Source organism: Saliphagus sp. LR7 (assembly GCF_003344565.1).
Classification (GTDB): Archaea; Halobacteriota; Halobacteria; order Halobacteriales; family Natrialbaceae; genus Saliphagus; species Saliphagus infecundisoli.
Genome location: NZ_QPND01000002.1, coordinates 69,068 through 92,349, shown reverse-complemented (window position 1 = coordinate 92,349; position 23,282 = coordinate 69,068). Strand labels below are relative to the sequence as shown.

At 68.9% G+C, this 23,282-nt stretch carries 22 protein-coding genes, 3 tRNA genes, 1 other RNA gene and 1 pseudogene; 7 read left to right on the top strand and 20 right to left on the bottom strand.

Translation table 11 applies throughout. From position 1 onward, the window contains the following. Positions 1-39: 39 nt before the first annotated feature. The 10 genes from DVH23_RS03070 to DVH23_RS03030 form a co-directional block, all read right to left on the bottom strand. Entirely contained in the window at positions 40-1,116 is a 1,077-nt protein-coding gene (locus tag DVH23_RS03070; protein WP_114575974.1) for an aminopeptidase, read from the bottom strand. Between the two features lie 50 nt (positions 1,117-1,166). Continuing rightward, complete coding sequence (locus DVH23_RS03065) at positions 1,167-1,868, bottom strand: queuosine precursor transporter (protein ID WP_114575973.1); 702 nt, start codon at positions 1,866-1,868, stop codon at positions 1,167-1,169. A 282-nt stretch (positions 1,869-2,150) separates the two neighbouring features. Next, a complete protein-coding gene (locus DVH23_RS03060; RefSeq protein WP_114575972.1) occupies positions 2,151-2,399 on the bottom strand; it encodes a hypothetical protein in 249 nt (82 codons plus the stop codon). A 105-nt stretch (positions 2,400-2,504) separates the two neighbouring features. Continuing rightward, entirely contained in the window at positions 2,505-2,876 is a 372-nt protein-coding gene (locus DVH23_RS03055) for a type IV pilin (protein ID WP_114575971.1), read from the bottom strand. A 353-nt stretch (positions 2,877-3,229) separates the two neighbouring features. Continuing rightward, a complete protein-coding gene (locus DVH23_RS03050) occupies positions 3,230-3,511 on the bottom strand; it encodes a hypothetical protein (protein WP_114575970.1) in 282 nt (93 codons plus the stop codon). Further along, complete coding sequence (locus tag DVH23_RS03045; RefSeq protein ID WP_114575969.1) at positions 3,508-4,317, bottom strand: succinylglutamate desuccinylase/aspartoacylase family protein; 810 nt, start codon at positions 4,315-4,317, stop codon at positions 3,508-3,510. The genes DVH23_RS03050 and DVH23_RS03045 overlap by 4 nt, the downstream gene beginning before the upstream one ends. 261 nt (positions 4,318-4,578) lie before the next feature. Then, positions 4,579-4,682: transfer RNA gene (locus tag DVH23_RS03040), tRNA-Ile, on the bottom strand. A 97-nt stretch (positions 4,683-4,779) separates the two neighbouring features. Further along, positions 4,780-4,914, bottom strand: a complete 135-nt coding sequence (locus tag DVH23_RS24945) for a hypothetical protein (protein WP_255565192.1) — start codon at positions 4,912-4,914, stop codon at positions 4,780-4,782. Positions 4,915-5,066: 152 nt separating this feature from the next. After that, a complete protein-coding gene (locus DVH23_RS03035; protein WP_114575968.1) occupies positions 5,067-5,660 on the bottom strand; it encodes a molybdenum cofactor biosynthesis protein B in 594 nt (197 codons plus the stop codon). A 49-nt stretch (positions 5,661-5,709) separates the two neighbouring features. After that, positions 5,710-5,782, bottom strand: a tRNA-Asn gene (locus DVH23_RS03030). 91 nt (positions 5,783-5,873) lie between these two features. Between DVH23_RS03030 and cca the strand changes: the two genes are divergently transcribed. Beyond that, positions 5,874-7,244, top strand: a complete 1,371-nt coding sequence (gene cca / locus DVH23_RS03025) for a CCA tRNA nucleotidyltransferase (protein ID WP_114575967.1) — start codon at positions 5,874-5,876, stop codon at positions 7,242-7,244. 560 nt (positions 7,245-7,804) lie between these two features. Here cca and DVH23_RS03020 read toward each other — a convergent pair. From DVH23_RS03020 to DVH23_RS03000, 5 genes are all read right to left on the bottom strand, one after another. Further along, positions 7,805-8,803, bottom strand: coding sequence for a histone deacetylase (locus DVH23_RS03020; RefSeq protein WP_114575966.1), 999 nt, complete (start codon positions 8,801-8,803; stop codon positions 7,805-7,807). Between the two features lie 4 nt (positions 8,804-8,807). Next, positions 8,808-9,239 carry a histone family protein gene (locus DVH23_RS25105; protein ID WP_114575965.1) on the bottom strand — a complete coding sequence of 144 codons (432 nt, stop codon included), beginning with the start codon at positions 9,237-9,239 and terminating at the stop codon, positions 8,808-8,810. 53 nt (positions 9,240-9,292) lie between these two features. Beyond that, on the bottom strand, positions 9,293-10,735 hold the full coding sequence (locus DVH23_RS03010; protein WP_114575964.1) for a single-stranded DNA binding protein: 1,443 nt from the start codon (positions 10,733-10,735) through the stop codon (positions 9,293-9,295). 33 nt (positions 10,736-10,768) lie between these two features. Then, a complete protein-coding gene (locus tag DVH23_RS03005; RefSeq protein ID WP_232833689.1) occupies positions 10,769-12,037 on the bottom strand; it encodes an MFS transporter in 1,269 nt (422 codons plus the stop codon). Between the two features lie 172 nt (positions 12,038-12,209). Further along, positions 12,210-13,070 (bottom strand): hypothetical protein, encoded by an 861-nt coding sequence (locus DVH23_RS03000; RefSeq protein WP_114575963.1) that lies wholly within the window; start codon positions 13,068-13,070, stop codon positions 12,210-12,212. Positions 13,071-13,212: 142 nt separating this feature from the next. Here DVH23_RS03000 and DVH23_RS02995 point away from each other — a divergent pair. From DVH23_RS02995 to DVH23_RS02985, 3 genes are all read left to right on the top strand, one after another. After that, a tRNA-Arg gene (locus DVH23_RS02995) sits at positions 13,213-13,285 on the top strand. A 639-nt stretch (positions 13,286-13,924) separates the two neighbouring features. Next, positions 13,925-15,109, top strand: coding sequence for a galactokinase (gene galK / locus DVH23_RS02990; RefSeq protein WP_114575962.1), 1,185 nt, complete (start codon positions 13,925-13,927; stop codon positions 15,107-15,109). Between the two features lie 137 nt (positions 15,110-15,246). After that, positions 15,247-16,233 carry a sugar phosphate nucleotidyltransferase gene (locus DVH23_RS02985; protein ID WP_114575961.1) on the top strand — a complete coding sequence of 329 codons (987 nt, stop codon included), beginning with the start codon at positions 15,247-15,249 and terminating at the stop codon, positions 16,231-16,233. Here the strand turns inward: DVH23_RS02985 and rnpB are convergent. Next, positions 16,228-16,728: RNase P RNA component (gene rnpB, locus DVH23_RS02980), an RNA gene on the bottom strand. The two genes, DVH23_RS02985 and rnpB, sit on opposite strands and share 6 nt — an antisense overlap. Positions 16,729-16,819: 91 nt before the next feature. Here rnpB and DVH23_RS02975 point away from each other — a divergent pair. Next, entirely contained in the window at positions 16,820-17,428 is a 609-nt protein-coding gene (locus DVH23_RS02975; protein WP_114575960.1) for a TIGR00296 family protein, read from the top strand. Here DVH23_RS02975 and DVH23_RS02970 read toward each other — a convergent pair. The 3 genes from DVH23_RS02970 to DVH23_RS02960 form a co-directional block, all read right to left on the bottom strand. After that, positions 17,418-18,581 carry a nicotinate phosphoribosyltransferase gene (locus DVH23_RS02970; RefSeq protein WP_114575959.1) on the bottom strand — a complete coding sequence of 388 codons (1,164 nt, stop codon included), beginning with the start codon at positions 18,579-18,581 and terminating at the stop codon, positions 17,418-17,420. The genes DVH23_RS02975 and DVH23_RS02970 overlap by 11 nt on opposite strands. Before the next feature lie 38 nt (positions 18,582-18,619). After that, complete coding sequence (locus tag DVH23_RS02965) at positions 18,620-20,101, bottom strand: Hvo_1808 family surface protein (RefSeq protein ID WP_114575958.1); 1,482 nt, start codon at positions 20,099-20,101, stop codon at positions 18,620-18,622. 65 nt (positions 20,102-20,166) lie between these two features. Next, positions 20,167-22,050 (bottom strand): Hvo_1808 family surface protein, encoded by a 1,884-nt coding sequence (locus DVH23_RS02960; protein WP_114575957.1) that lies wholly within the window; start codon positions 22,048-22,050, stop codon positions 20,167-20,169. A 91-nt stretch (positions 22,051-22,141) separates the two neighbouring features. Between DVH23_RS02960 and DVH23_RS02955 the strand changes: the two genes are divergently transcribed. Then, a complete protein-coding gene (locus DVH23_RS02955) occupies positions 22,142-22,723 on the top strand; it encodes a cysteine hydrolase family protein (protein WP_114575956.1) in 582 nt (193 codons plus the stop codon). Next, positions 22,720-22,803, top strand: a pseudogene (locus tag DVH23_RS24500) (DUF4385 domain-containing protein); the annotation flags it as partial. The gene DVH23_RS02955 and the pseudogene DVH23_RS24500, both read left to right, overlap by 4 nt. Here DVH23_RS24500 and DVH23_RS02950 read toward each other — a convergent pair. Further along, positions 22,802-23,272, bottom strand: a complete 471-nt coding sequence (locus DVH23_RS02950) for a PaaI family thioesterase (protein ID WP_114575955.1) — start codon at positions 23,270-23,272, stop codon at positions 22,802-22,804. The pseudogene DVH23_RS24500 and the gene DVH23_RS02950 sit on opposite strands and share 2 nt — an antisense overlap. Between the last annotated feature and the right edge of the window lie 10 nt (positions 23,273-23,282).

The following is a 23,282-nucleotide window of genomic DNA, read 5'->3' as shown; positions in this document are numbered from 1 at the left end:
TTCAGGCGGGCCGGGTCGATAGGCGTGTGGGTCCGCGACCTACAACAGGAACTCCCCGTCGCGCTGGACGACCTCGCCGTCCACTTCCAGCACCGAGTCCTCGCTCGTATCGATCAGCATGTCCGTGTGGATCGCCGACTCGTTGCCCGACTGGCCCTCGGGAAGACAGGCGTCGTACGCCCGGCCGAGCGCGAGGTGGACCGTCTCGGCCATCTTCTCGTCGAAGAGGATGGTGTCAGTGTAGCGGTCGATCCCCCGGTTCATTCCGATCCCGAGTTCGCCCAGTCGGCGGGCGCCCTCGTCGGTCTCGAGGAGATCGGCGATCACGTCCTCCCCCCGGTCGGCTTCGTGAGAAACGACCTCGCCGTCCTCGAACTCGAGGCGGACGCCCTCGACGGCCTCGCCGTCGATCGTCATCGGGATATCGAACAGGACCTCCCCCTCCGTCGCTTCGGGCGCCGTAAAGACCTCGCCACTGGGCAGGTTGTGGGAGTCGTAGGCGACCGAGGCGGCGCTGTTGACCGCCGTCCGGTCCTCGATCGACATCGTGAGGTCGGTTCCTGCCGACTCGATCCTGACCTCGCTTCCCTCGTCAAGCACCGCCTTCACCTCGGCCATCTCGTCGGCGAGAGAGTCCCAGTCCCGGAGAATCGCGTCGTAGGCGAACTCCCGATACTCCTCGTAGGCCATGTCGGCCTGCTGGGCGAGGCTTCGGGTCGGGTGGTACGTCGAGACCCATCGGGTGTCGTAGCGGGCCTCCCGAACGTCAGTGCGGGCACTGCGGTAGGACTGGCGGCGCTCGCCGGGGACGTCGGCCATCGCGTTCGTGTTCCGGCCGCCGCCGAGCGAGAGGACGACGTCCGTCGCCTCGTAGAGAGCGAGTTCGTGGTCGGGAGCCTCGAACTCCCCCTCCGAGGTCTGCAAGTATGCCCGGCGGAGTTCCTCCGAACTGTAGGTCGCGAGTAGGTTCGCGCCGCGCTCGCCGAGCGCTTCGGCGACGGCGACCGCGAGGTCGTGGGCCGCGGGGCCGACCGAGAGGACGACGTCGTCGCCCTCCTCGACTCTCGCGCTCCAGTCGACGAGCGTTTCGGCGTGGTCGTAGACGCGTTCGTCCATGGAATCCCCTCGACTGTCCCCGACTAAACTCCCTCTGATCCCGGCCCGTATCAGGCCGGACCGGTCTCGCGCCGGGCGAGCGCGACGACCGCGTAGACGACCGGCGTGTCGAGGATCGCAATCGCGAGTTTCAGGAGGTACTGGCCGACGACCAGCGAGAGGACCGCCTCGGGCGGGAGGGCGGCGCCGATCCCGAAGAGGGCGGGCGCGACGGCGAAGGCGACCCCGACGAAGATGACGGTGTCGATGGCCTGGCTGGTCGCCGTCGAGGCGACGTTCCGGAGCCAGAGCTTCTCTCGCCCGGTGTGCGCGCGGATCCGGTGGAAGACGAAGACATCCCAGTTCTGGCTGACGACGTAGGCGAGCAGGCTGCCGGCGACGACGTTCGCGGCCGGTCCGAGCGCCGCCTCGAACGTCCCCGGATCGACCGGCGAGGTCGGCGAGGCGGGTGCGGTGATCGTCGACCAGACCAAGAGAAGTACGACGAAATTCATCGCGAAGGCAACGTTGACGACGATATGGGCCGCCCGCCGGCCGTAGAGTTCGGCATAACAGTCGCTGGCGAGGAAGGTCAGTGCATACGCGAGCGCCGCGCCGGGAAGGACGAGTTCGGCGCCCGTAATCGGAAGCGAGAACGGCAGCGAAAACGCCAGAATCTTCGAGGCCGTCAGCTGTGCGGTGACGAGCGCGGTGACGAAGAGGCCGATCAGCGCCACCTGGGGCACCGTCGGCGTCGGCCGGGGATCGGACATGGCCGGACCTCTCGCCGGGCCGCCGTAAACGATGCTATTCCGATCCGACCTCGGCCACCCTCGAGGAATATCGGCTCGGCGCGAACTCGGGACTCGAGGGAAACGGGTCTCAGGGGTGGCGCCCGGAACTACTCCTCCCACTGCGTCGAGATGTAGAGCAACAGGATCATACAGACCACGACGAGGACGATCAGCGCGATCGTCGGGACGAGCGGGACGGCCAGGTCCATACCGCTTTTTGGGTATGAGCGGCCAAAGAACTGTGGGTCGGACGGGCGTCTCCTACTCGACGATCGCCACCCGGTCGATGTCGCCGTAGCCGATCCGGTCGGTCGAGGGCGAGTCGGTCAGCTCTTCGAGCTCGAGGTACTCCTCCTCCAAACCGACGACGGTCCCCTCCCTGCGGTTCTCCTCGCCGGCGACCATCACGGTGTCGTAGAGCTCGATCTCGTCGCCGACCGAGACCAGTTCCCGGACGAGTTCGCGGGCCTCTCGGGCGTCAGCGTTCTGTGGAACGTCGAGTTCGGTCATGCAGTGTGTGGATAGGGGGTCTCGACAGTTGAAGGATGGGGAGGCACGCGCATGGTCCACTACGGAGGCTCGAGAAAAACGGTAGATTGCAGGTTGAGGAGCGATCTACGTTGTGGTACCGCCGCCAGCTTCACCAACGGTCGCAATCTGAGTTTCAGTGTCTCCGCTGACTGCTATTACTGCATCGCCTCCGCTTGCACCGCAGGACTCTCCAACGGAAGTCGCGCATTCGCTCCCGCCGACATTAATGCTATCCGCGTTCCCCTCACTGATCCAGGACACCTGATATCCGCTATCAGTTTCCTCAATGTCCACGCCGGCGTTTGCCTCTTCGCTGACGCTCCCGCCGAGATCCAGTACGAACATCGCAATAACCGCTGCCAGAATGACTGTGATTGCCACCATCAGGATGACCCCGATGACGGGCGATACGCCGCGTTCGTCTTCGTTCCCGAAGACAGTCTGTTTCAAGTCCATTGTTGTTCGGTCGCATCGTTGGGATGGGGACCACGCGGCCGCGAGGGCACGCGTGAGGACCGACTCCCGGCCGGTCGCATCGCATTACGTCCCGCTGTTTCCGATGCTAAACAGTAGTGACTCCCGTTACTATATAAATATAGTTGACCGTCCCGAGTTCATGACATTCTATCTTCGAGAACGGTTCTAGGACGAATCTCTCAATGCCCCGTAGAACGCGTACAAGCGGCCCTTGAACACCCTCACCTCGCCCGGTTTCGGTCGAAGGGCTCCGTCACGCCGGAACCTATGATCATTCCAACCGTTAGTGGACGGCGAACAACCCGAATAGATCCACCGGTGAAACCCCGCGATCAGCGTGCCAGACGGAACCCGTAGTAGAGTCCACCGACGGCAACCGCGACCACGTAGCACGCGGCGAGGAAGGGCACCCAGTAGATCCAGAGATCGTAGGGAACGAGGCGGCTTCCGACGGCGGTCATCGTGAGCAGGACGGTATAGCCCGGCGCCGCAAGCGGCGTCATCAGCCGAGCGTCGAAGACCCCGAGAACGAAGGGAACGAAGAGCAGGCAGAACGCGACGACCGTCGCCGGACCCGAGAGGACCCGGACCGCGAGGGTGCGGAAGTCGGTCATGCGATCCGCGCCATCCCGTACCGTTCCAACAGCCGTTCGGTGATCTCGAGGGTCCAGCGCACCTGGGTACCCGGATCGAGCAGGAAGTCGGTGAGTTCGACCAGAAAGCCCGCCCGGTCGAGGTCGCCCCCGACCTTGTGGATCAGGAGCGGCCCCTCGCCGGTGAGCGTGTTCCCCATCGAGAACCGGTGGGCGACCATGGTCCGCGGGACGTGCTCGTCGTTCATGTGCTCGATCACCGCCCCGGCGTCGGCGGGGGCGTCGCCGGCCACCGTCGGGAAGATCGCCTGGCCGACCCACCGGTGATGGGTGCCGTAGATCCCCCGCGAGCGATGCAGGTCGAGGACGACGTCCGGATCGGAGCGTTCGACCTCGGCCCACAGTGCCCGTGCGAGTTCGGTCGTCGGCTCCCGCCCCGCGGGGAACTGCCGGTTCAGATCGCCGTCCGGACCCCCGCGTTCGTTGCGCTCAAGGGCGACGATCTCCGCCCAGGGGATCACGACCAGAGTGCCCCGTTCGATCCCCCAGCCGATCACTTCCTCGGCCGCCCGGTAGCCGCTCGTCTCGCCGCCGTGGACCCCGCCGACGACCACCGCCGTCGGCCCCGGCTCGGGTCCCTCGAGTTCGAACACGGTCGTCTCCCGGTCGGTCCCCGCCATGATCGGCCGGCGGGAGAGTGCCATCTCCGGGTGGGGGTCGGCAGGTTCGCCCGGCCCCGACGACTCGGCCCGCGACCGGACGAGGGTGACCCCCCCGGCCAGGCCGGAAACCGCAGCCCCGGCCCCGAGAACCGTCCGTCTGTGCATATCGGTGACTCTCGAGCGAGCGAGGATAAATGGTGTGTCATCCGGAGAGAGCCCACGGATTCGAACGTCGTCGCGATCGTCCTCGAGCCGTCAGAAATTTGTCGACGACCCCCGTTGGCTCGTCACAGTTCCCTGGACCCTGACGGATTGAACCATGTTGAGACGGTCACGCTCGCTTCGCTCGCGAGCTGCGACTCCCCGGATTCGAACCGCCAGCGATCCGAACGATTCGCTCCTCGCGTCCGCTCGTCGCAGAATCGATGGGCCCTGACGGATTCGAACCATCGACCACTCGGTGTCCCACAACACCCCCAACGGGGCACTGATATGAGCCGAGCGCTCTCACCGGACTGAGCTAAGGGCCCTCGTTCGGAGAACTCGAGCCCCGCAGTTAACCCTTACTCTCCCGGGCGAAAACGGGGCGGTCGCGGCGGTTCCACGGCGGTCGCGGGTCGAGCGGACTCAGGCCGCGAGACCCAGCGCCGCGAGCTCGTCGTCGTCGAGTTCGGCCTCGAGTTCCTCGCGGCTGTGACTCTCGACGACGTCCTCTCGTTCCTCGGCGCTCAGTTCGGTCGCGTCCTCGAAGCAGTGGCACATGGCATCCGGATCGTGGGCTGGAAGGTCCATAAAGGCTGTTAGCGGCGGTTTCGTGGTTGTGTAATAACCCGTGTCACCTAGCAATGATTGTTATTTCATAGTCAAATTTTGGTAACTTCCGACGGGGAAAGACGCGATCTCCCGACCCCCCCTCACTCCTCGCTGAAGGCGTCGAGCGTCCGGTCTTCGGTCCCCGCGCGGTGGCTGGTCGCGAGTCCCGCGAGGTGGGGGGCCTCGGGGACGATCAGCTCCTCGCAGGCGGTCCGGACGGCGTTCGTGCTTCCCGGTAGACAGAAAACGGGCGTGTCGGCGGCGATCCCCGCCGTCGCCCGGGAGGCCATCGCGCGAGTGCCGACCTCCTCCCAGGAGAGCGCCCGGAACAGCTCGCCGAAGCCGGGAAGCTCGCGCTCGAACAGCGCCGACATCGCCTCCGGGGAGACGTCGTCGGCCGTGACGCCGGTCCCGCCCGTGGTCACGACGACGTCGATCCCTCGCTGGGCGACGAGCCCCCGTACGGCGGTTCGGATCGCGCCGTAGTCGTCCCGGACGAGTTCGCGCTCGCGGATCTCGTGGCCCGCCGCCTCGAAGACCTCCGCGATCGTGTCCCCGCCCGGATCCTCGGGCTCCTCGTCCGCGCGGGCATCGGTCGCTCGAGAGGTCGAGACGGTGACGATCCCGACGTAGAGGGGATCGATGAGATCGTGGCCGTGGTCGTCGGTGGTACGTCTGTCGGCGGAATCTGACATGGCCGGGACTCCTCGCTGCAGGGAGATATAGACGGCGGGAGAACGGAAGCGCCGAAGCCAGGACTCGAACCTGGGACCGCCTCGTTAACAGCGAGGTGCTCTACCAACTGAGCTACTTCGGCCCGTCTCGGTGTTGTCGGGTGGATTTGATAGGGCTTTCGCTTCCCGCCGGCCTTCGACACCCTTTCACTCCCGCCGCGAATAGGGCAGGCGATGACCGACGACGCCGGCGGGGACGCGTTCGAGCGGGTCACGAGCGAGGTCGCCGAGCGAGTCGACCCCGGCTCCGAGGAACGCGAGCGCCTCCGGGCGGTCGCCGACACCCTCGTCGAGCGCGCCCGGCGGGCCGCAACCGAGCGCTGTCCGGACGCCGACGTCCTCCGGGTCGGCTCGACTGCCCGGGACACCTGGATCAGCGGCGACCGCGATATCGACGTCTTCGTCCGCTTTCCGACCGGTCTGGACCGAGAGACCCTGGAACGGTACGGCCTCGCCGTCGGCCACGAAACCCTCCCGGAGGGCCGCGAGGAGTACGCCGAACATCCCTACGTCAGCGGCGAGTTCGAGGGGTTCGACGTCGACGTCGTCCCCTGCTTTCGCGTCGAGAGCGCGACAGGGACCCGGTCGGCGGTCGATCGGACCCCCTTTCACACGCGCTACCTCCAGGAGCGCCTCGACGACGAGCTCGCCAGCGAAATCCGTCTCGCAAAGGGCTTTCTGAAGGGGGTCGGGATCTACGGCAGTGACCTCCGAACCCGGGGATTTGGGGGATATCTCACCGAACTTCTCGTCTGTGCGTACGACGGTTTTCGCGAACTCTGTGAAGCTGCCGCCGACTGGCAGCCGCCGGTCGAACTCGACCCCGAGGGCCACGGACGCGAATCGTTCGCGGACCCGCTGGTCGTCATCGACCCCACGGACCCCGAACGCAACGTCGCCGCCGTCTGCTCGGCCGAGAGCGTCGCCCGGTTCCAACACCACGCGCGGGACCTGCTCGCCGACCCTCGCGCCGAACTGTTCGAGCCCGACGACCCCGACCCGCTCTCCGCCGAGGTGGTCGCCGGCCACGTCGAGCGCCGGGAGTCGACCCCCCTCGCGCTCTCGTTTCCGGCCCCCGACCTCGTCGACGACCAGCTCTATCCCCAACTGCGGAAATCACTCGCCGGCATCGCCCGCGAGCTCGAGGACCGCGGGTTCGACGTCCTTCGAACCGCGACGTTCGCGGCGGAGGACGCGGTGCTCCTGGTCGAACTCGCGGTCGCCTCGCTGCCGGCCGTCGAGCGCCACGAGGGACCCCCGGTCGCCGTTCGCTCCCACGCCGAGGGCTTTTACGACGCCTACGCCGACGAGCCGGCGGCCTACGGCCCCTACGTCGAGGGCGGCCGGTACGTCGTCGAGCGCGAGCGGGAGTTCACGTCGGCGCGGGCGTTCCTCGAGAGCGACCGGCTGTTCGACGTCGCCCTCGGCGCACACGTCGAGACCGCCCTGGAGGAGGACTACGATCTGCTCGTCGGCGAGAACCTCGCGGCGCTGGCCGACCCCTTCGGCGCTGAACTGGCGCGGTACTTCGACCCGAGCCCCTAAACTGCCTTCCATTGCCTAATACATCTCAATTTCCATAATAGGAGCGCTTATTCCTCTCGACCGACTTCGACTCTCCCATGGCGACGGCCCCCACACGACGCGCGGAATCCTGCCCGAACTGTGCCGGACGGATCGAGCGAAGACACCGAACCTGGCAGTGTCCCGACTGTGGACACGCCCCGAACCACGGCGCCGACTGATAGGGTCGGGTACAGGTCAGTATACCGTCAACCCAACACGCTGGCGCGATCGAACGGTACATCGGTGTAACCCCCTCCACGAGCGGAACCGCCGTCCCGACGGGTCGGCGAAACCGCGACCCTTCCGTGGGGTCGCCGGAGGTGTGACAGCGGTCCCGGCGAGAGCCGCCTCGGATCGGAGCCGACGGCCGGGTGCAAGCCCCGGGGCGGTCCTGGGCGCGTCGGCTCGCGCGCTCGCGGCTGCCACTGGCCACGTCACGGCCCGGCGGTCGAAAACGGCCCCGACACGACGGACAGCCACCCTCCTGGGCGACTCCCGCCCCTCGAGCCGAAGCCGGCGGCCGCTCCCTGCGGCCGTACCTACAGCCCGTGAGCGTCGGCCACCCGGTCGATCAGCGCTTCGGTCTCCTCGTCGACCCCGCCGCCTTCCTCCATCGGTTCGCGGCCGTCGAACGTCTCGTGGACGAGCGCGACGCTATCGGCCAGGACCTCCAGGCCGTAGCCGCCCTCGAGGACGAACGCGAGCGCCCCGCCATCGGCGATCCCCCGGAACCGGTCGGCCAGACCGGCGTAGGCCTCCGTCGAGAGCCGGATCCGGGAGATCGGATCGTGACGGTGGGCGTCGAACCCCGCGCTCACGAGCAGGAGGTCGGGATCGAACGCCTCGAGTGCGGGGTCGATCAGGCGGTCTACGACCGCGAGGTAGTCGGTGTCGTCGGTGCCGGGAGCCATCGGGACGTTCATCGTCGTCCCGGCGCCCGCGCCCGTCCCGGTCTCTGTGACCTCGCCGGTGCCCGGATAGAGGCCCTCCTCGTGGATCGAGGCGACGAAGACGTCGTCCTGGTCGTAGAAGATGTCCTGCGTGCCGTTGCCGTGGTGGACGTCCCAGTCGACGATCGCGACCCGCTCGGCCCCGCAGTCGTCGATGGCGTGCTGGGCGGCGACGGCGACGTTGTTGGCGAAACAAAAGCCCATCGCGTCGTCCTCGATGGCGTGGTGGCCGGGCGGGCGCCCGATCGAAAACGGCGTCTTCCGACCGGAGTCGCCGTCGAGGGCGGCCTCGGCGGCCCAGCAGGCAAGCCCCGCGCTCGCACACAGGGCGTCCCAGGTCTCGGGAACGGCGCTCGTATCGGGGTCCCAGCTTCCGCCGCCGTCGCCACAGAACTCCCGGACCTCCTCTATATACTCCCGGTCGTGGACCGCCGCGAGCGTCTCGACGTCGGCGGGGTCGGCCTCGACGTACTCGACGCCGTGTTTGCGCTTTAACCCTTCCCGGATCGCCCGCAGTCGGTCGGGCGTCTCGGGGTGGCGCGGACCGGGATCGTGCTCGAGACAGGTCTCCGAGTAGCCAAAGCGCATCCGGTCACACCCGGTCGAGCCGGACGGAGGTCTCGACGTCCTCGGCCGTGACCGTCTTCCGGCCGGCGTGGCGCGCGAGGATCGCCGCCGCGGCCGCGACGCCGTCGGCGTACTCCTCGAGGCGCTCGGCGAGGGCGACCCGGGCCTCCGTCGATACCCGATAGCCGTCGTCGATCTCGAGGCGGGCGATCCGATCGACCGGCGCGATCGGGAGTTCGATGGCGTCGCCATCGCCGGGGTCGGCGCCGAAGTCCGCGGCCTGGAGGGTCTTGCGGCCGTCCTCGCTGGCCCGCCGGGCGGCCTCGACCGCGAGATCGGCGCCGTGGCGCTGGATCCGTTCGGCGAGTTCCCGGGCAGCATCGGCGCTCACCCGGAGATCCCCCGCGTTCCGCCGGATGATCGTATCAACCGGCGCGAACGGTAGCTCGACGTTCATACCCGGATACCGGCAGTTCACACCCTTAATGATTGTGTAAGCGGGTCACGCGATCAGAACAGGTCGGCGGCCTCGAGACGGCCGTCCCGGACGATCCCGCGCGCGGTGACCTCCTCGCCCAGCCCGACGTTCGCGTCGGCCTCGACGCTCATCGTCGTCTCGCCGTCGTCGAGAACGATCGGGTCGCCGGCCTGGACGACGACGCCCGTGAACTCGACTTCCTCCCCGTCTGCGGGATCGTCGGGAGCCGCGTCACCCCCGCCCTCGCCGCCGGAGTCGTCCGCTCGGTCGGACGACGCCCCGTCCGAGGACGACGACTCCCCGTCGGCGAAGGCGTCCAGTCCCGCCTCCGCGCCGTCGCGGTCGTCGCCGGCCTCGGCGGCGCTCTCGGCCTCGCTTTCGAGGACCGTGATCGTCGAGCGCCAGCCCGCCGACGCCTCGACGTCGTCCTGCCAGCCGTCCTGGATCTCGACGTCGCCGACCGCGACCTCGTCGCCGGGGCCGATATCGACGTCGGCCTTCTCGCCCCAGAGCGCGACCCGGATGTCGCCGGTGGCGTCCTGAATCCGAAGGTTTCTGACCTGGCCCTCCGACCCGTCGTCCCGGTCGAAGGTGCGTTTGGGGTCTGCCGAGCGAACGACGCCCGCGAGATCGACCGTCTCGCCGATCTCGACGCCCTCGATCGGCGTGCTCTCGGGGACGTACTCGATTCCCTCCTCGATCCCCTCGACGGCGCCGCGGTCCCCGACGTGAAGCTCAAGTTGGCCGTCCCGGTCGCGGACGTAGCCGTCGACGACCTCGACTGACTCGCCGGGGGAGAGCTCCTCGGCCAGATCCGCCCGGTCGTCCCAGAGCGTGACCCGAACCCGCCCCGTCGGGTCCCCGAGCGTGAGGTTCGCGACCCGCCCCTCCGAGCCGTCGTCCCGGTCGAACGTGCGGAGCGAGTCGGTCTCGAGGACGACTCCCCGGAGGTCGACGTCCGAGAGGCCGAGCGAGAGCTGTTCTATCGTATAGGTGTCCGTCAGCTGAACGTCGACCTCCTCGTCGGCGTCGGGTTCGGCCTCGTCGACACTGATCTCGAGGCCCGAAAACCCCTCCTTGGGCCGGCCCTTGATCCGGAGTACCTGGCCCGCCTCCAGTTCGTCTACTGCGGCCGCGGCGTGATCGTCCCAGAACGCCGCCCGGATCGACCCCGTCTCGTCCGCGACCTCGATGTTGACGACCCGACCGTCCTCGTCCTCGCCGTCGCGTTCGAACGTCCGCAGCTCGCCGATCGAGACCACCTTCGCGACGAACTTCGCCTCCTCCATCCCCGGCTCGACGTCGGCGATCCCCTCGACTTCCCCGCCGTCGGCCTCGTGGGCGAGCAACATTGCGGCCGTCTCCTCGTCGGCGAGCCCGCCCATCTGCTCGACTTTCTCCTCGACGGCCTCGCGGAACTCCTCGAGGGAGACGTCCGCCTCGAGGTCCTCGTAAATAGCCTCGATCTCGCTCATGGAATCGTCCATGCCCAGGCCGCGCATAAGCGTTTATCCTCGCTTCCGGGCGACCGAGGGCGCCGGAACGTACCCCGCCGACAGCGACGCTGCGAGCCCCCCAGCGGCGGTCGAACACGCCGCGAGGACGAGGAAGGCGACCATCGCCGAGGCGTAGGTGAGCACGATCCCGACGACCGTCGCGCCGAGTGCCCCCACCCCGAAGATCGCGAGGTAGGTGTAGCCAAACGAGAGGCCTCGCGAGTCGGGCGGGGAGTACTTCGCGATCGTCGCCTGCTCCAGGGGCTGGAGGGCAAAGAGGACGAACCCGAGACAGACGCTCGCGGTCACCAGCGGGAGGCTCCCGGCCCCCGCCACGGGAACGAACAGGATCGCGATGGCGGTGAGGACGACGAAGACGACCGCGAGTCCACGGTCGGGTTCGATCGCGTCGGTGAGCCGCCCGCCGAGATACTGGCCGCCGATCCCGACCACGAGGAGCGCGACGTAGAGGTATTGCCCGAGGTCGAACTCCTCGGCCATCGGGCTCCCCTCGATCGCCGCCGGCTGGAACTCGACGGCGAGAAACTCCCCGAGGAGATCGGGGAGGAAAGTGAGCACCCCCCGGTAGAAGAAGCCACTCAGCGTGACGAGGACGACGGCCGTCAGGAACGCCAGCGTGAACAGCCGCCGGCTGTCGGCGAGGAACCCGGCGAGACCGCCCTCGGGGTCGCCCGCGGGCGCGGAGTTCCCCGGGCCATCGACGGCCGCCGTCTCGTCGAACTCGAGTCTCGCTCCGATGACTGCCCCGGCGATCGAAGGGATCGCGAGGACGGCGACGGCGATCCGCCAGTCGACGACGAGCAAGAGGAGCGCGGTCACGAGCGGTCCGCCCGCGATCCCGACGTTGCCGGCCATCCCGTGGTAGGCGTAGCCGGCACCCCGTTCGGTGACGCCGTTGCTCAAGAGCGCGAGCCCCGCGGGGTGGTAAACGCTCGCGGCGACCCCCCAGACCGCGAGCGCGAGGGCGATCCCACCGATCCCGGGTGCGAGGCCCAACAGCCCGAAGGAGATCCCCATCCCGACGAGACACGCCGCGATTAGGGTCCGCGAGCCGTACCGATCGACGAGCATCCCCCCAGGGAGCGCGCCGACGCCGAACAGTCCGTAGCCGACCGTGACGACCGCCCCCAGCGTCGCCGCCGTGACCGAGAACTCGAGCAGCCAGACCGTCATCAGGATCGGGATCGACAGCTCGTAGGTGTGGACCAGCCCGTGGCCGACCATCGTGAAGCCGACGATGGTGCGGTCGTTCTTGTTCACGGCCGACCACCGCCGCCCCGTGGCCTCTCTCGGGGCCTCCCGCCGCCTCCCTCGGTCGACTGACTCACTGGTCGACCGTTCGTCCCGTCCTACGAATACGTGTCCATCCGCGCCGCCGGCGTCGCCCGGTCGATCCCGAGCGGGCCTCGGCGTCCCGAACTCGCCGACGGCGTTAGCTCCCGATCTCCGCCTCGGCGACCTCGATCGGGTCGCCCTCGATCCGCTCGTGCTCGACGACGATCCGCTCTACGGCACCGACCACCGTTGCCTCGTACTCGACGGCACCCACACACTCCATACAGAGGCCGCTGCCGTCGCTCTCGACGCCGATCCGGAGCCGGAGTTCGCCGCCGGCGATCTCCCGCTGGGCTACCCGGGCCTCGTAACACGGCGTCGGCGACCCGATCGTCCCCCGGATCGCCGCTCCCTCCTCGGTGGGCTCGATCGTCGCCTCGTCCACGCCGTCGCCCTCGCGCTCGCCGCCCCCGCTTCCATCGTCGTCCTCGCCGGTCGCGTTTCCACCCTCCCCGCTTCCCCCGCCCGCACAGTCGGTCCCCGCTGTCTCGACCGTGATCTCGAGGTCGTCCTCGCTCGCGTCGTCCCCGCCGGTATCGTTTTCATCGCCCTCGCCAGTGTCGTTATCCTCCGTTCCCTCGGTTTCGGTTCCATCGCTCCCTCCGGTTTCATTTCCATCGCTCCCGCCGTCCCCATCGTTCTCGTCGCTCCCGTTGGGATCGCTCTCGTTGCCGTCGGGAGCGTTGCCGTCGGTGTCGTTACTGCCAGTGTCGTTGAGCTCGTCCTCCTCGTCGGTGTCGTTGCCGGTACCGTCGGTCCCGTTCGTGTCGTTTCCGGCGTCCTCGTCGGCGTCAGTTTCGTTCTCCGCGTCGCCACCATCGTCCGGGCTCGAATCGCTCCCGTCGTCTCCGTCCGTGTCGTTGCCGCCATCTTCGTCGCTCCCGTCGTCGAGACAGCCGGCGATCGTTCCGGCGGCCGCGACGGCACAGAGCGCCTCGAGGAAGGGTCGTCGGTGCATACGTTCCGGTAGATCGTCCCCTTCAAACAGCGTTTCGGTAGCTGAAATCAGCGTTGTAGCTACGCCGATGGCGCTTCCGGGCCCCGGCTGGCGTCCCCCGTTTCGAAAGGGCTTTATTGGGGACCCGACTATCCCGAGTCGAGTCCTGGTAGGGTAGTGGACTATCCTCTTGGCTTGCGGAGCCAGGGACCGGAGTTCAAATCTCCGTCAGGACGTTCACTTCGTTCACGACCTGACGTGCCCAACGCTCGCTTCGGTCGCGTTGGACTCCGTCAGGACGCTTCCGTCAACACCGATTCGTGAGCGAAGCGAGCGACCCGGACCGTCCCGGCGAGGTTAAATCCACGCCACGACCGAACGACGTGAACCGCCCGCCCCGTTCGGACCTGACGTGCCTTACGCTCACTACGCCACAGGCGGCGAAGCCGGCGGTTTCCAGCGGGACCGCCGGTCGGTTCGCGTAAACCTCCGTCAGGGCGTTTTCTGTGAGCAACGCTGGCGAGATCTGCGAACTCCGGTGATGTTCCAGTTGCCAGTGCGAGAGCGGTGAGACCGTTGCTCGTAGCGGTGAAAGGAAAAAGACCGCCCGCGGTGGGGGGTGACGCGAGGGCGGACGGTCGGTCGAATGGTCCGGCACACGGTGGTGGGGGAAGTGTGCCGCAGTTGCGTGTAAACAACGGAGACATATATACGCCAGGGTTGCACATCACGGCAGGGTATGTCGAACGGTAAGCGCGAGAGGCGAGACATCGGTCGGGAACGGCCGGGGAACGCCGAAACACGCGGGTCGCCAGGGCGGCGCGGTCGGGGGAGAAAGAGTATTACGCCCGGCGTGGTTGGACCGAGAAACGTGTATGCACCGGGATAGCGGCGAGCGAGAGCGGACGGGCGGGGAGAGTTCGGTCGATCCGGTCGGCGAGGCGTTCCGCGAGCGGTTCGGCGCGGAGCCGACCGAGCGGGCGCGTGCGCCCGGCCGGGTGAACCTCGTCGGCGGCCACACCGACTACAACGACGGCCTCGTCCTGCCCGTGGCGATCGACCGGGAGACCGTCGTCGCCGCCCGAGCCCGCTCGGACGGGGTGATCCGGGCCCGCTCGTTGGCGTTCGAGGAGACGATCACCGAGCCCGTCGGCACCACCCCCGAGGGCTGGGGCGCGTACGTCCTCGGTACCGCGTCGGTCCTCGCCGACGAGGTCGGGGAGTCCGTCGGCGCAGACCTCGCCGTCGGCGGCGACGTGACCATGGGCGCGGGGCTGTCCTCGTCGGCCGCCCTCGAGGTCGCCGTCTGTGGCGCCATAGACGCGGCCCACGACCTCGGGCTCGACCGGGAGACGATCGCGGACGTCTGCTGGCGCGCGGAAAACGAGGCGGTCGGAATGGCCTGTGGGATCATGGACCAGTTTACGGCGGCGACCGCCCGGTCCGACCGCGCGCTCCGGATCGACTGCCGGGATCGCTCGGTCGAGCACGTCCCCTTCGAACTCGACGCCGAGCTGGTGGTGGTCGATACGAACGTCAAACACGAACTGATCGACAGCGGGTTCAACGACCGGGTCCGGGAGTGCCACGAGGCGACCGCCCGCCTCGACGGCGCGATGGGCAAACGCGTTCGGGCGCTCAGAGACGTTACCCCCGAGGAGGTCGAGGCCCACGCGGACGCCCTCGGCTCCCCCCACACCGCCCGGGCCCGCCACGTCACGAGCGAGATCAGGCGCGTCGAGGCCGCAACGGAGGCTCTGGCGGCCGACGACGCCGCGAGCCTCGGCTCGCTGATGACCCAGTCCCACCACAGCCTCCGGGACGACTACGAGGTCAGCTGCGAGGAACTCGACGCCGCCGTCTCCGCGCTGACCGACCGGCCCGCCGTCTACGGCGCCCGGATGGTCGGCGGAGGCTGGGGTGGCAGCGTCGTCTCGTTGGTCGAGCCCGGAGAGCCACCGGCAGTCGCGGAGGCGGTCCGGGAGCGCTACGAGGAGGCGACCGGCGTCGCGTGCGACATTTACGCGTTCGACGCCGGCCGCGGGCTCACCGTCGAGTGACGGACCGACCCGCCCGGATCGGCCGCGCCGACCCGGTCGCTGGCACGGGCTCGTGGGGGGAACTGTTTCGGGGACGAGCCCCGTTCGGCCCGTAGAGAACGGAAACAAACTTCACTGGCCGGCGACGAAGGGGAGACATGAAGGCCGTCGTCCTCGCGGGCGGGTACGCGACCCGGCTCTGGCCGATCACGAAGGATCGACCCAAGATGTTCCTCCCGATCGGCGACTCGACGGTGATCGACCGGATCTTCGCCGACCTGGAGGACGACGACCGGATCACCGAGGTGTTCGTCTCCACGAACGAGTACTTCGAGGAGGAGTTCCGCGAGTACCTCGCCGATCGGGACTTCGAGAAGCCGACGCTCTCGATAGAGGACACCACCGGCGAGGACGAGAAGTTCGGCGTCGTCGGCGCCTTGGCCCAGCTCGTCGAGCGAGAAGGCGTCGACGATGACCTCCTGATCGTTGCCGGCGACAACCTGCTCGGGTTCGACCTCGGAGAGTTCACCGACTTCTTCGAGGAGCGCGGCGAGCCCTGTCTGGTCGGCTACGACGTCGGTTCCCTCGAGCGGGCGACGGCGTACGCACCCCTCGAGCTCGACGGGACCGAGGTGGTGGATCTCCAGGAGAAACCCGACGAGCCCGAGAGTTCGCTCGTCTCCATCGCTTGCTACGCGCTCCCCGCGGCAGAACTTCCCTCCCTCGAGACCTACCTCGCGGGCGACAACAACCCCGACGAACCCGGCTGGTTCATGCAGTGGCTCGTCGCGAACCGGACCGTCCACGCGTTCACCTTCGACGGCAAGTGGTTCGACATCGGCGAGCCCGAGGCCTACCTCGAGGCCGTCGCCTGGGAGCTCGACGGCGAGAACCTCGTCGCCGAGGACGCCGACCTGCGGGACGCGGAGCTCTCGGGCAACGTCCACGTCATGGCGGGCGCGACCGTCGAGAACTCGACGGTCGCGAATTCGCTGGTGTTCCCGGGAGCGACGATCAGGGACGCCGCTCTCGAGGGGAGCATCGTCGACGAGCAGGCCGTCGTCGAGGAGTTGCCGCTGTCGGGGGCAGTCGTCGGCGCCCACTCGCGGCTCCAGCCCGACGGCTGGTCGGAGCGAGACGGGTGAGAGGAGTAAGCCCCCTTCTGTTCGGCCCGGCATTCGGCTGAGCAGTCACGCCGGCCGCGTTCGCGGCGGGTCCGGGCTACCTCGACGTGACCTTGCACCGGCGAGGGTTCGCCGTTCCATCGGTCCTCGGCCGTCTGCGATTCTCGCGGCAAAGCCGCTCCGAATCGCCCGTTCGGCGGCTTGTGCCGCCTCACGTCCCGCGGTTCCGCGACGCGGAACCGCGCTCCCTCCGCGGGTCAACTCCCCTTCCTTGCGGTCGGGTTCGCGCGCATCATCGGTCGGGCCGAGACGTGTCGTTTCTGTTCCAGAGCCAGCGGTCTCCCGCTCCGGACTTGCGTCCGGTCGCCCGCCCGGCGGTGGGGGGACTTTCCTCGCGAGCGTTGCGCATCTCGGGGAGACGGGCAACGTGGGCGTGGGGCGACTCGGAGAGTCGGTCCACGATGGTGGCCCCGCCGTCGCCGGCAGAGCCATCGCGGCAGTCGGGCTCTCTCTCCCGGTTCCCGTAGGGGCGAACCGGGGTTAAATCCCTCGATGGGGCCGCCGCGAATGGAAGCGCTTTAGGACGCTCACGTGTACCACTGTCTGTATGTCCCAGCCACAGGGCGTCGAACTCTCCTACGAGGACGGTGCGCGCGCGGTGGAACTCGCGCGCGAGGCCGTCGAATCGTACGTGCGCCACGGACAGCGAGAACACCCCGGCAGCATGCGCGACGCGTTCTACGAGCGCACCGGCGCGTTCGTCCGCCTCGAGTCCACCCGCGGACGGGGGAGCCTCCGAGGCTGTGCCGGGGGCTACCGCTCGGGCGACCAGCTCGGCCACGTCATCGTGGATTCGGCGATCGAGGCCGCGAGCGACGACTCCTGTGGCTCCGAAGTGACCCCCTCGGAGCTGTCGAACCTCACCGTCTCGGTCTGTGCGGTCGGCGACGTGATCCTGACCGACGACCCGCTGGCCGACCTCGAGCTCGGGGTCCACGGCGTCGCCGTCGACAGCAGCGGGCAGAGCGGCTGGCTCTACCCCACCGTCCCCGTCGAGAACGCCTGGAGCGAGCGCGAGTACCTTGATCGGGTCTGCCGGAAGGCGGGGATCCCGCCGACGGCCTGGCAGGAAGAAGACAGCGTCGTCACTCTCTTCGAAGGGCTGGTCTTTCGCGAACGAGAGGCCGACGGCAGCGTCGAGCAGCTTACCGCCTGAAGCCGACCGCCTCCGCGTCGGCGAGACAGCGGTCGGTCGCCGCCGCCAGACTCTCCTCGCGAACCACCTCGCCGTCGCGGATCAACGGCTCGAGCAGGGCCTCTCCTTCATCCCCTTCGTCCCCGTCGGGCTCCCCGCAGTCCGCGAGGGCGACGCCGTGACCCCCCTCGGGCGTCCGGTAGACCTCCTTGACCCCCGAGAGCTTCCCGCGCTTCGAGACCGGGTCGCCGTCGAGCGCGACGATGTCGAGCGCGAAGTCGACCGGGTCGGCGTCGGTGATCGCGCCGCCGACGCCGAAGCCGTCGGCGACGTCGCGCAACTCCCGGAGGTCCCCGGGCCCGAGCCCGCCCGAGAGGAAGATCTCGACGTCCTCGTGGCCCCGGGCGTCGAGTTCCCACCGGATCTCGCGGGCGATGTGTCGGAAGTCCCCACGACGGGAGCCCGTCGTGTCCAGGCGGACGCCGGCGAGATCCTCGACGGTCTCGGCCGCGAGCAGGCTCTCGCTTTTCTCGTCCCAGAAGGTGTCGGTCAGCGCGACTCGGGGGACGTCCTCGGCGACGGCCTCGTCGAACGTCGCCCAGGCGTCGGCCTGGTTGCCCTCGCCGAAACAGAACATGAGCGCGTGGGGCATCGTGCCGCTGGCCTCCCGCCCCAGGACCTCGCCGGCGGCGACGTGGGAAAAGCCGTCGAGACCCGCCAGCAGGGCGGCGCGTTCGACGACCGAGGCGATGCTGGGGTGGACGTGGCGGGCGCCAAAGGAGAGCACCCGGGAGTCGGGCGCGGCCCGGCGGACCTCGAGGGCGGCGGTCGCAAAGGCGCTCGCCTGCGACAGCAGTCCCAGGAGGGCGGTCTCGAGTTCGGCAAAGGCGAGGTAGTCGCCCTCGATCCGGGCGACGGGGCCGCCGTCGAACAGTTGGCCGTCGGGGAGTGCGTCGACGTCGACCGACCGACCCGAGAGGAGGGTCGCGACGTCGGCGATGCCCGTGAGGACCTCGAACTCGCCGGTCGGGAACTGGTCTGCGGTGACCTCGGCGACGACGTGGGGGTTCTTCCCGGCGTGCGCCAGGGTCTCGCGGGTGCGGTCGAAGTAGGCGTCGGTCGCACGCCCTTCGAGGATCGCCTCCGGCGGGACGGTTCCGAACGGGTTCGTCATACCCCCGAGTTTCCGACCGGGGGCGAAAAAGCTACCCGTTAGCCCGGTTCGGCCCGCGCCGCGGTCGGTCCCGCCTGCGGAGCCAGTTCCGTCGCTCCGGGCGGGGCAGTTGGTCCGGGCAGGGACGCCGCTCGCTCCGCACCCGTCAGCCGGATCCCCTGGAGAGCATCGGCGGTCGGCCCGCCGACGACCGTCACCCGGTCGCCCGCGACGGTCAGCCGGTAGGCGCCGGAAAACGAGCGGTTCTCCGGGATCCGATAGGTCTCCCCGGAGGCCCCGATCCGCTCGGCGCCGCGTTCCTCGAGCAGGTCGCGGTAGGCGTCGGCGAACTCGGCGGCGTCCCGGTCGCTCTCCCAGGCGAGTTCCCAGACGTGGCCGGTCCGATTTCCCGGACCGCGGTAGGCGAGGAACGTGTCGCCGGCCCAGCCGTCGGTCGCCGGGTGGGAGTAGTTATACCGTCCAAGGTCGCCCGCGCCCTCGTCGATCGGGCGGGAGACGACGCCGTTTTCGAACAGCGTCGCGAACAGGGTCGCCTCGCCGACGGTCTCCGTCCGGAGGGCCGTGCTCGCGTTTCCGTCCCCGTCCTCCTCGGTGAACGGCTCCCAGCCGTCGTCCGAACGGTCCTCGACCGAGACGTTTTCGGGGCGGTCATTGGGATACCGGTCGGGATGGATCAGTTGTTCGGTGCTCGCCGGCCGCTCCTCGAACGCCCGGCCGACGGCCTCCCACCCCCCCGTCTCCCGGAGGGACGCGACGAACGACGGCCCCGCGGCGTAGGGCGCGTAGATCGAGAGGAAGAGGCCGACGTCGAACGGCCGCTCGCGGAGTTCGGCCCGCTCCTCCCCGTCCTGGGGGAGACACTCCCACTCCCCGCAACGGTCGTCGTAGAGCGCCGGCACGTACCCGGCCTCGCCCTCGATCAGCCCGGTCTCGGCCCGCCGTTCGTCGATCGTCTCCCCCTCGCGACCGAGACCGAACCGCTGGTCCTGGAGGGCGTGGACGAGTTCGTGGACCAGCGTCGCGCGGTTCAGCCGGAACGAGTCCGGCTCCTCGACGACGAGGACGATCCGGCCGTCCGAGTAGTAGCCGACCACCGCGTCGCCGTACACCCCGGCGAGCGCATCGTCGACGTCGGTCTCGCCGACGACGAACGCGCCGCGCCACACCTCGTTGACGAACGGTCCCGCCTCCCCCTCGCGGCTCGACTCCGCGCGATAGCGCTCGCGACTTACGACCTCGAGGGCGACGTCCTCCTCGAACCGGAGCCCCCGGATCTCCTCGATCCGGGCCATCGAGCGGTATTTCAGGGCTTCGAGGTCGGCCGGCGAGAGCTCGTCGGCGTCGATATCGAGGGTTTCCTCGGCCGTGTAGCCCGCGACCTCCCCGAGCGGACGGTCGTCGTCGAGGTCGCCCGCCTCGACCCGGAGTCGCTCCTCGGCCGGGGAGACCGCCGGCGCCACGGCCGTCAGCGCGAGGAGGGCGGCGACGAGGAGGAAACCGAGGGCGGTAAGGCGTCGCACGGCGGGAGCGAGGGCCCGTGTCGAAAAAGCGTTTCCGGCCCGCGACCGCCGGGAGAAGAAGGCGGCTACTGCCGCCGAACGAACAGGGCGGCGGCGACCGCGAGAACGACGAGGACGAGTCCGACCCCGGCGAAGGCGGTCGTGGAATCGATCGCCCCGTCGCTCTCGGTCTCGCCGGCCGCCTCGGGATCAGCGTCGTCGGATACGTTCTCGTCGCCGGTCGCGTTGCCAGTCTCGGAATCGTTCGCGACGCTCCCGGAGCCGTTCGTGCTTTCGTCGTCGACGTCCTCGCTCTCCTCGTTGCCGTTGCCGTTTCCGTTGCCGTTTCCACCCTCGTCGCTGGCCTCGTCATCCGCGCCGTCGTCGTCGGCGTCAGCGTCGGCGGTCCCTTCGTCGTCGGTGTCGTTCTCGCCGCCAGCGTCGGCATCGTCCGGTTCCTCGTTCTCGCCGTCGGCGTCCGTCGCCGCGTCGGCGACGTCATGGATCTCGCCGAGTTCCTCGACGGAGGGCGCGGTGACGATCCACAGCCGGTCGTCCTCCTGCTCGAGGGTGACCGCGCCGCCGAACTCGCTTTCGGCACCGAACTCGTAGGTTCGGTTCGCGTCCTCGACGGCCTCGCCGCCCCGGATCTCTATCAGTTGCTCGTAGGCGTCGGCGAACTCGGCGGCCTCCTCGCCGTCCTCCCAGGCGAGCTTCCAGACGGTTCCCGTCTCCTCGCCGTCGCCGTAGGCGTAGAGCCGGTCGCCGACCCAGCCGTCAGTCTCGGGGTGATCGTACTCCAGTGGGTCCGTCCGGTTGGCCTCGCCGCCCTCCATGTTCAGGAACTCCTCGGGCGGGATGATCGGCGAGCCGTCGTAGGCCGGATCCATCAACATCGCCGAGAGCCCCGCCTGGCCGATCACGTCGTAGTCGGGGCCCTGCGGGCGCTCGATACGCTCCCAGTCGTCGCCGCTCTCGTCGGCGACGGTCACGTCCTCGGGGGTGAACTCGCCGTAGCTCTCGGGATCGATCGTGTGGACCGACGTCGAGGGCATCTCCTCGTAGACGCCGTTGACGGCGTCCCAGCCGCCCTCGTCGTAGACGTGCTCGACGAACGACGGGCCGTCGCTGTAGGGCTGGTAGCCCATGAAGTACAGCCCCCAGCTCGGGGGTTCGCCCGCGGCCGCACCCTGGGCGGTCGCGTTCTCGCTCAGGCAGGGCTCGGCCCACCGCCCGGCCTCACACCGCTCCGAGTACTGGTACTCGATCCGCTGGGCGTCGCCCTCGATCATCCCGAGCACGCCGTTGTCGACGTCGGTCGTCGGCCGCTCGTAGCTATCGAGGTCGAACTGCTGGTCCTGGAGGGCGTGGCCGAGTTCGTGGGCCAGGACCCCCTCGTCGATCTCGACGGACCCGGGGTCCTCGCTGACGACCACGATCCGCTCCTCGACGAAGTCGTAGTAGCCCGCGACGACGGCCGCCCGCTCCTCCTCGCGGACGTCGATCGAGTCGGTCTCGTTGCCGACCAGCAACATCGTCTCGAGCATCGCGTTGTCGAAGGCGCGTTCGTCCTCGGTGACGTTGGCGAAGGCGTTCTCGGACTCGAACTCCTCGCGGGAGACGACGTCGATCTCGGGGAGTTCCTCGAAGGTCAGACACCGCAGCGCCTCGAATCGGGCGGCCGCCCGCGCCGAGAGCGCGTCGAGTTCGGTCTCGTTCAGCCCGTCCTCGCGCTCAATGTTGAGGGGCTCGTCGTACCAGTAGCCCCCGACCCAGCCGACGGTGTCGTTGCCCTCGGCAGGATCGGCGTAGTCAGCCGGCATCTCGGCGGCACAGTCGGCGACGAGTTCGTCGGTCTCGTTTTCGGCCTCTTCCTGGGCGGTGACGGCCGTTCCGGCCGCGGCGACGCCGGCACCGACGACGGCCGCCAGGAGGAGGGCGACGACGAGGCGGGTCGAACGGGCTGACATGTGTGGGTTGTGCGCATTCGGAAGGTTGGCGCCTTAAGGGTATCCCTCGCGCGACGGCAGACCTATTTTCCTCGCGGCCCACGCCTCGTCCATGGAGGGGACGCTCGATCCCGACCGGACGGCGGTCGTCGTCGTGGACATGCAAAACGGCTTCGCCCACCCCGAGGGCTCGCTGTACGCCCCCGGCAGCGAGCGCGTCGTCGGGCCGATCGCCGACCTCGTCGCCCGCGCCCGCGAGGCCGGCGCCCGGATCGTCTACACCCGCGACGTCCACCCGCCCGAACAGTTCGAGGGCACCCACTCCTACGACGAGTTCGACCGCTGGGGCGAACACGTCCTCGAGGGCTCCTGGGACGCCGAACTCCTCGCCGAACTCGACGTCCGCGACGACGACCTCGTCGTCGAGAAACACACCTACGACGCCTTCTACGACACCGAGCTCGAGGGCTGGCTCGACGCGCGAGGGATCCGGAACCTCGTGATCTGTGGTACCCTCGCGAACGTCTGCGTGCTCCACACCGCCGGGAGCGCGGGGCTTCGGGACTTCCGGACCGTCCTCGTCTCCGACTGCATCGGCGCGATCGAAGACGAGCACAGGGAGTACGCCCTGGAGCACACCGCGTGGCTGTTCGGCGAGGTCGCCGACAGCGAGGAGGTCGGGTTCGCGCGATGAGCGACGACCCCGAGTACGACGTCGATTTCCGGGACCACCCAGACCGATACGAGATCGGCCGCGGCGAGGAAGGCGTCTTCAATCGTCCCGGAAGATCCGGTAGGCGCCCTGTGCGATCGCCACCGGCTCCCGATCGCCGTCGGGCGTCTCACTCTCGACGATGATCTCGCTGACGCCGATGGTCGAGCCCGCCCGGACGACTTCGGCGGTCGCCTGCAGGTCTCCCGTCGCCGGCCGGAGGTAGTTGACGTTCAGGGTGATCGTCGCGATGGCCCCCGAGAGGGGGTCGTCGAGTTCGGTCCGGAGCGCCAGCCCCCCCGTCGTGTCGACGAGGGTGGCGGCGACGCCGCCGTGAATGTCGGGCGTGCGCTCCCCGTCGGTTCCGGGCCGGCCGTTCGTGAGCTTGTCGTCGTAGGGGATCGACATGACCATGCCGCCGCGCTCGACGGCCTCGACGCCCGTGCCGAGCCAGGAGAGGAACTCGTGGTGGTCGTCGATGTAGCTCTGGAGGACGGCGGCGAGCGAGTCGAAGTCGCGGTCGTCGGTCATGTCCCCTCGA

What these genes read in the sequence shown, in the direction of transcription:
- DVH23_RS03070 (WP_114575974.1), bottom strand. Translation starts at nt 1,116, where the DNA reads ATGGACGAACGCGTCTACGACCACGCCGAAACGCTCGTCGACTGGAGC.
- DVH23_RS03065 (WP_114575973.1), bottom strand. Translation starts at nt 1,868, where the DNA reads ATGTCCGATCCCCGGCCGACGCCGACGGTGCCCCAGGTGGCGCTGATC.
- DVH23_RS03060 (WP_114575972.1), bottom strand. Translation starts at nt 2,399, where the DNA reads ATGACCGAACTCGACGTTCCACAGAACGCTGACGCCCGAGAGGCCCGC.
- DVH23_RS03055 (WP_114575971.1), bottom strand. Translation starts at nt 2,876, where the DNA reads ATGGACTTGAAACAGACTGTCTTCGGGAACGAAGACGAACGCGGCGTA.
- DVH23_RS03050 (WP_114575970.1), bottom strand. Translation starts at nt 3,511, where the DNA reads ATGACCGACTTCCGCACCCTCGCGGTCCGGGTCCTCTCGGGTCCGGCG.
- DVH23_RS03045 (WP_114575969.1), bottom strand. Translation starts at nt 4,317, where the DNA reads ATGCACAGACGGACGGTTCTCGGGGCCGGGGCTGCGGTTTCCGGCCTG.
- DVH23_RS24945 (WP_255565192.1), bottom strand. Translation starts at nt 4,914, where the DNA reads ATGTGCCACTGCTTCGAGGACGCGACCGAACTGAGCGCCGAGGAACGA.
- DVH23_RS03035 (WP_114575968.1), bottom strand. Translation starts at nt 5,660, where the DNA reads ATGTCAGATTCCGCCGACAGACGTACCACCGACGACCACGGCCACGAT.
- cca (WP_114575967.1), top strand. Translation starts at nt 5,874, where the DNA reads ATGACCGACGACGCCGGCGGGGACGCGTTCGAGCGGGTCACGAGCGAG.
- DVH23_RS03020 (WP_114575966.1), bottom strand. Translation starts at nt 8,803, where the DNA reads ATGCGCTTTGGCTACTCGGAGACCTGTCTCGAGCACGATCCCGGTCCG.
- DVH23_RS25105 (WP_114575965.1), bottom strand. Translation starts at nt 9,239, where the DNA reads ATGAACGTCGAGCTACCGTTCGCGCCGGTTGATACGATCATCCGGCGG.
- DVH23_RS03010 (WP_114575964.1), bottom strand. Translation starts at nt 10,735, where the DNA reads ATGAGCGAGATCGAGGCTATTTACGAGGACCTCGAGGCGGACGTCTCC.
- DVH23_RS03000 (WP_114575963.1), bottom strand. Translation starts at nt 13,070, where the DNA reads ATGCACCGACGACCCTTCCTCGAGGCGCTCTGTGCCGTCGCGGCCGCC.
- galK (WP_114575962.1), top strand. Translation starts at nt 13,925, where the DNA reads ATGCACCGGGATAGCGGCGAGCGAGAGCGGACGGGCGGGGAGAGTTCG.
- DVH23_RS02985 (WP_114575961.1), top strand. Translation starts at nt 15,247, where the DNA reads ATGAAGGCCGTCGTCCTCGCGGGCGGGTACGCGACCCGGCTCTGGCCG.
- DVH23_RS02975 (WP_114575960.1), top strand. Translation starts at nt 16,820, where the DNA reads ATGTCCCAGCCACAGGGCGTCGAACTCTCCTACGAGGACGGTGCGCGC.
- DVH23_RS02970 (WP_114575959.1), bottom strand. Translation starts at nt 18,581, where the DNA reads ATGACGAACCCGTTCGGAACCGTCCCGCCGGAGGCGATCCTCGAAGGG.
- DVH23_RS02960 (WP_114575957.1), bottom strand. Translation starts at nt 22,050, where the DNA reads ATGTCAGCCCGTTCGACCCGCCTCGTCGTCGCCCTCCTCCTGGCGGCC.
- DVH23_RS02955 (WP_114575956.1), top strand. Translation starts at nt 22,142, where the DNA reads ATGGAGGGGACGCTCGATCCCGACCGGACGGCGGTCGTCGTCGTGGAC.
- DVH23_RS02950 (WP_114575955.1), bottom strand. Translation starts at nt 23,272, where the DNA reads ATGACCGACGACCGCGACTTCGACTCGCTCGCCGCCGTCCTCCAGAGC.